This is a genomic window from Microcystis sp. M083S1 (genome assembly GCF_020246405.1).
Taxonomy (GTDB): domain Bacteria; phylum Cyanobacteriota; class Cyanobacteriia; order Cyanobacteriales; family Microcystaceae; genus Microcystis; species Microcystis aeruginosa_C.
Map to the genome: position 1 here is coordinate 1 of NZ_JADBTB010000007.1, position 4231 is coordinate 4231.

Below are 4231 nucleotides of genomic sequence, written 5' to 3' on the forward strand. Positions count from 1 at the left end.
AAAAGCTGCCCCAAAAATACTGGTAATTGCTGCCGCTATGCTTAAAGTTATCTTGTATCTTTCGCAAACCTTATCGAAGGAGTGATAAGTGATTAAATGAACCAACCACTGATTTAAACCGTGAAATCCTCCCAAGAAAAAACCAACCACCACAGGAGGTAGTTTTAAGTAATAAATAGCAACGAAAAAAGGAACATCCATCAAAGGATTAAAGAAAGTTTGTATCTGTGCGGGTAGGACATCATACTTAAAACGTCCCGTTAATAACATATAGGGATTATAAAAATGATAATTGCGTAAATCCCAACTAACATCTTGACCTAAGATAACTGATAAAATCCCTAATCCGATAAAATAAACTACTGCCCAGAAGAGGGGATGAGTGAGGGTGAACCGTTTTAATAATGCCATAATTTAATCAATAATTTTGGTGACTTCGACGAGAAAACTAAACCCAATAGGACTGTTTACTTTCAGCAAAAGCCAATCAGTTATTAGTTTTTACTGTGCCATTAGACTAATTACTAGCTCTGGGATGAGTCGGCCTTTTAGCTGATAGCTTTTTACTTGATATACCATGTTTGGCTAACAAATACAAACGGAAACTTTTGACTCCAAAAAACGTCTTTGGGCAAGTTGACCAAATTTTGATATACTAAGGTGATAAAATTGCCCACCATACTGACTCGATCGCCCATGAAGTCCAGAAAAGGGTTAATCTCGGTCAAGCAAGCTTATCTAAAAATTCTATCGGTCATCCTAGTTCTGGCGATAATCGGTTTATCGGTTGTCGGAAACTATGGTATCACTTGGGACGAACCGATCGAAGTGGATATGGTCAATCATAATCTCGAATATATCCGAGAAAACAAGCCCATATCAGAAATGTCGCGTCATTACGGCTTTTATTTTAACTACATATCCCAACTTATCTATGAAACCAAAGAAAATTTTTTCCCTGCTACCCCCAATCTTCCCCCCAATCCCACCGATAAGGAGGAATGGCTATCGAGGATCTGGCAAATAACCCGGGTTAAGCACGTCGTCACCTTTCTTTTTTCCCTGATTACCTATCTATCGGTGGTGGGAATCGTCGCTATCCTAGCAGGAATCGAATCTGCTTGGTTAGGTGCGCTAATTTTAGCCCTATTTCCCGCTTTTTGGGGTCATAGCTTCTTTAATCCCAAAGATATTCCCTTTGCAGCCATGTTCACCCTCGGAACCTTCGCTGGTTCCCTATTGCTAGATAAATATTTTCGATCCGAAAATCAGGCTATTAAACTAGGATTTAACCGTTTAACCGTTTATTCTTGTCTCTACGGGGTTCTCGCTGGTTTAATCACCGGAATTCGCATCGGTGGCTTTTTTATCCTCTTTTATCTCATCTTCGCCCATCTGGTGGCCCGATGGGATATCAAAACCCTCCCCAAAACTCTCTGGCGTTTTCTGCCCCTATACGCAGTTATTATAATTTTTTGGGCAATAACAACCTATATAGTCCATCCTGCCGCTTGGAGAACCCCGATTACTTGGTTTATCGAAGCGATAACCCTCATGTCAAAGTATAACATCTGGGATAATACGGTTCTCTTTGACGGTCAAAATATCCCCGGTCGTTCCCTACCGTGGTACTATCTACCCCGGCTATTTTCCCTCACCACCCCCGTCCTCCTGCAAATCGCCGCCCTGGTCGGTGTAATTGGGATTTTGACAAAAATGACCAAATTAACGCCAACCCAGCGTGCTTGCGCCCTAATCACCGTACTCCAAGCGTTTTTACTGCCTACCGTTGCTATCCTGCGTCAATCTACTCTCTACGACGGCATCCGTCACTTTTTATTTGTCATTCCCGCCCTAGCAGCGATCGCAACTACGGCCATTATTTGGACATACCATAAACTCAAACAAAAGTCAATAAAAATCTTTCTCACTACCCTGCTAATCCTCAACTTTAGCCTCATTGTCCACGACATGATTAGCCTACATCCCTACGAATACACCTACTATAACCGCGCCTACGGAGGCTTAAAAGCGGCCCAAGGTCAACAGGAAACCGATTACTGGGGATTAAGTCTCAAAGAGGGGATGGAATGGCTTAATCAAAATGCCGCCGCTAACTCTACCATTGTCGTTGCCGGTCCGATGTTTGCGGCGGAAATGGTAGAGAATCACCAACGAAACCTGACAATGATCTATCGAGATGACTTTGCTTGGGGAAAGGCCGCCGACCCCGATTATTATCTAGCTATATCCCGATACGATTATTTCCAAGCTTTCCCCCATTGTCCCATTGTTCATGCCGTCCAACGTCAAGAAACACCCCTAACTATCATTAAACATTGTCGTCAGCCATGATCGAAATGACCGCTATTCCGCCGATTTCCCTGAAAAACTACCGTATCGCCGCCATCATTCCCTGTCACAATGAAGAACTAACGATCGCTAAAGTTGTCTCCCAATTTCAAACTTTTTTGCCAGAAGCGGCAATATATGTTTATAACAACCGCTCTACCGATGATACCGTGACCGAAGCACTGAAAGCGGGGGCGATCGTGCGTCAGGAAATCCAACCGGGAAAAGGCAATGTTGTCCGGCGGATGTTTGCCGATATCGAGGCCGATATCTATATTCTTATTGATGGTGATGATACCTACGAAATTGCGGCAGTACGTCGCTTAATTGAACGAATGTTGGGGGAACAATTGGATATGGTGGTCGGTGCGCGTCGGGAAGCGGTAAAATCCTCCCAGGCTTATCGCCGGGGTCATCGCGCTGGTAATCTGTTTTTAACAGGATTCGTTAAATTTCTGTTTGGAGCGCGTTTAATCGATATGCTCTCCGGTTATCGTGTCTTTTCCCGTCGTTTCGTCAAATCTTTTCCCGCTTTATCCAATGGTTTCGAGATTGAAACCGAGTTAACTATCCACGCTTTAGAATTAAAAATTCCCTTCGCTGAAGAACCAACCCTCTACGGGGAACGTCCCGAAGGTTCCCAAAGTAAGTTAAAAACCTTTCAAGATGGCTGGCGGGTATTGGGAACCGCTATCCTACTTTTTAAAGAAATTCGTCCTTTTCTCTTTTTTAGCCTTGTCTCGCTCATTTTGGCGGTTATTTCCCTCCTCTTAGCGATCCCCGTTCTGTTTGAATACCTCGAAACTGGCTTAGTACCACGTTTTCCCACCGCCATTTTATCGGCCTCGATCATGCTTTTAGCCTTTTTAAGTTTGACCTGTGGCATGATCCTCGATTCCGTCTCCCGGGGACGAAAAGAGATGAAACGAATGGCTTATCTAGCTAACAGTTGGCCAAAAGGTTAGGGAAAAAAGTTCACTAAACATACAGGTCTAGGTCATATATCGGGTTAAACCGTCTCTAACCGTTGCAGCACGGAGGAGGGTTTTTTGTCAATAAATTCCGCTGGCGAAATTTGATATTTAATCAGATTGGCTAATTCCTGTAGTTGGCTGATGGCTTCCGCGCCTTCGAGTTTCATTAACTCTCGATCATCGCGCATTTCTGTCCAAGTGATGCCGTAATCGGACACGAGAAACCGAATTAGATGGGTTTCCCCCAATCCCACCATAAAGGATGCGCTGTTCATTTGACCGCCACAGGTGTAGCAAGATGCTAGATAACCTTGATTTTCTAGTGCGATCGCTAAGGCCTGTAAATCCATGACTAAGTCTTTGACCAGTTGGCGATGCTGTTCTGCAAGTCGTTTAAACACAATTTTCCTCCTGATAACACTCCTCAATTATAAAACCTTAATACTTTTTTAAGATTCTTTTTTGAGAGAATAAGATATCTGAACCAGGTTTTTTTACGGATGTTAAGCAACAAAATGTAAAGAACCCGAGGCCTAGGGTAGCGTGAATTCCTGAGATCGCCAAGTATATATAACTACAAAGCCACCAGTTTATCCATCTTTCCACCCCCTATATCCCAACTATTCCCATCATGCCTATTTTTAAAGTTTATGATCCAGTTTCGACAAAAAAGTTCGCAAATCTAGATTGACAATTACTTGACACTCCCGTTGCCTAAAGGCGTGGGGATTCTTCGTTCACGGGGAGATGCCTTGCAAAAGCATTGCCTTTACTTGGTCTTACTCTCCCTCCAGAAGCAGTAGCGGTATGCCCTACCGCCAAAATTCGTAAACCTTCATCTCGAATATTCTTAGCAGCATTGATGTCTCTATCGTGGGTTTCTCCACACTTAGGACATTGCCAAC

At 43.4% G+C, this 4231-nt stretch carries 4 protein-coding genes and 1 pseudogene; 2 read left to right on the forward strand and 3 right to left on the reverse strand.

Annotation, left to right across the window (positions count from 1 at the left end):
• Positions 1 to 411, reverse strand: a pseudogene (locus IM450_RS00430) (hypothetical protein); the annotation flags it as partial.
• 285 nt (positions 412 to 696) lie between these two features.
• Between IM450_RS00430 and IM450_RS00435 the strand changes: the two are divergent.
• Positions 697 to 2355 carry an ArnT family glycosyltransferase gene (locus tag IM450_RS00435; protein ID WP_287670310.1) on the forward strand — a complete coding sequence of 553 codons (1659 nt, stop codon included), beginning with the start codon at positions 697 to 699 and terminating at the stop codon, positions 2353 to 2355.
• Positions 2352 to 3317, forward strand: a complete 966-nt coding sequence (locus tag IM450_RS00440) for a glycosyltransferase family 2 protein (protein ID WP_002801758.1) — start codon at positions 2352 to 2354, stop codon at positions 3315 to 3317. The genes IM450_RS00435 and IM450_RS00440 overlap by 4 nt, the downstream gene beginning before the upstream one ends.
• Positions 3318 to 3361: 44 nt before the next feature.
• Here IM450_RS00440 and IM450_RS00445 read toward each other — a convergent pair whose 3' ends face one another.
• The gene (locus IM450_RS00445; protein ID WP_002801757.1) at positions 3362 to 3727 is read right to left on the reverse strand and encodes a DUF1815 family protein; all 366 of its coding nucleotides are present in this window, start codon (positions 3725 to 3727) and stop codon (positions 3362 to 3364) included.
• Between the two features lie 313 nt (positions 3728 to 4040).
• Positions 4041 to 4231: zinc ribbon domain-containing protein (locus IM450_RS00450; protein WP_287670313.1), on the reverse strand; the 191-nt coding region annotated here is incomplete at its 5' end.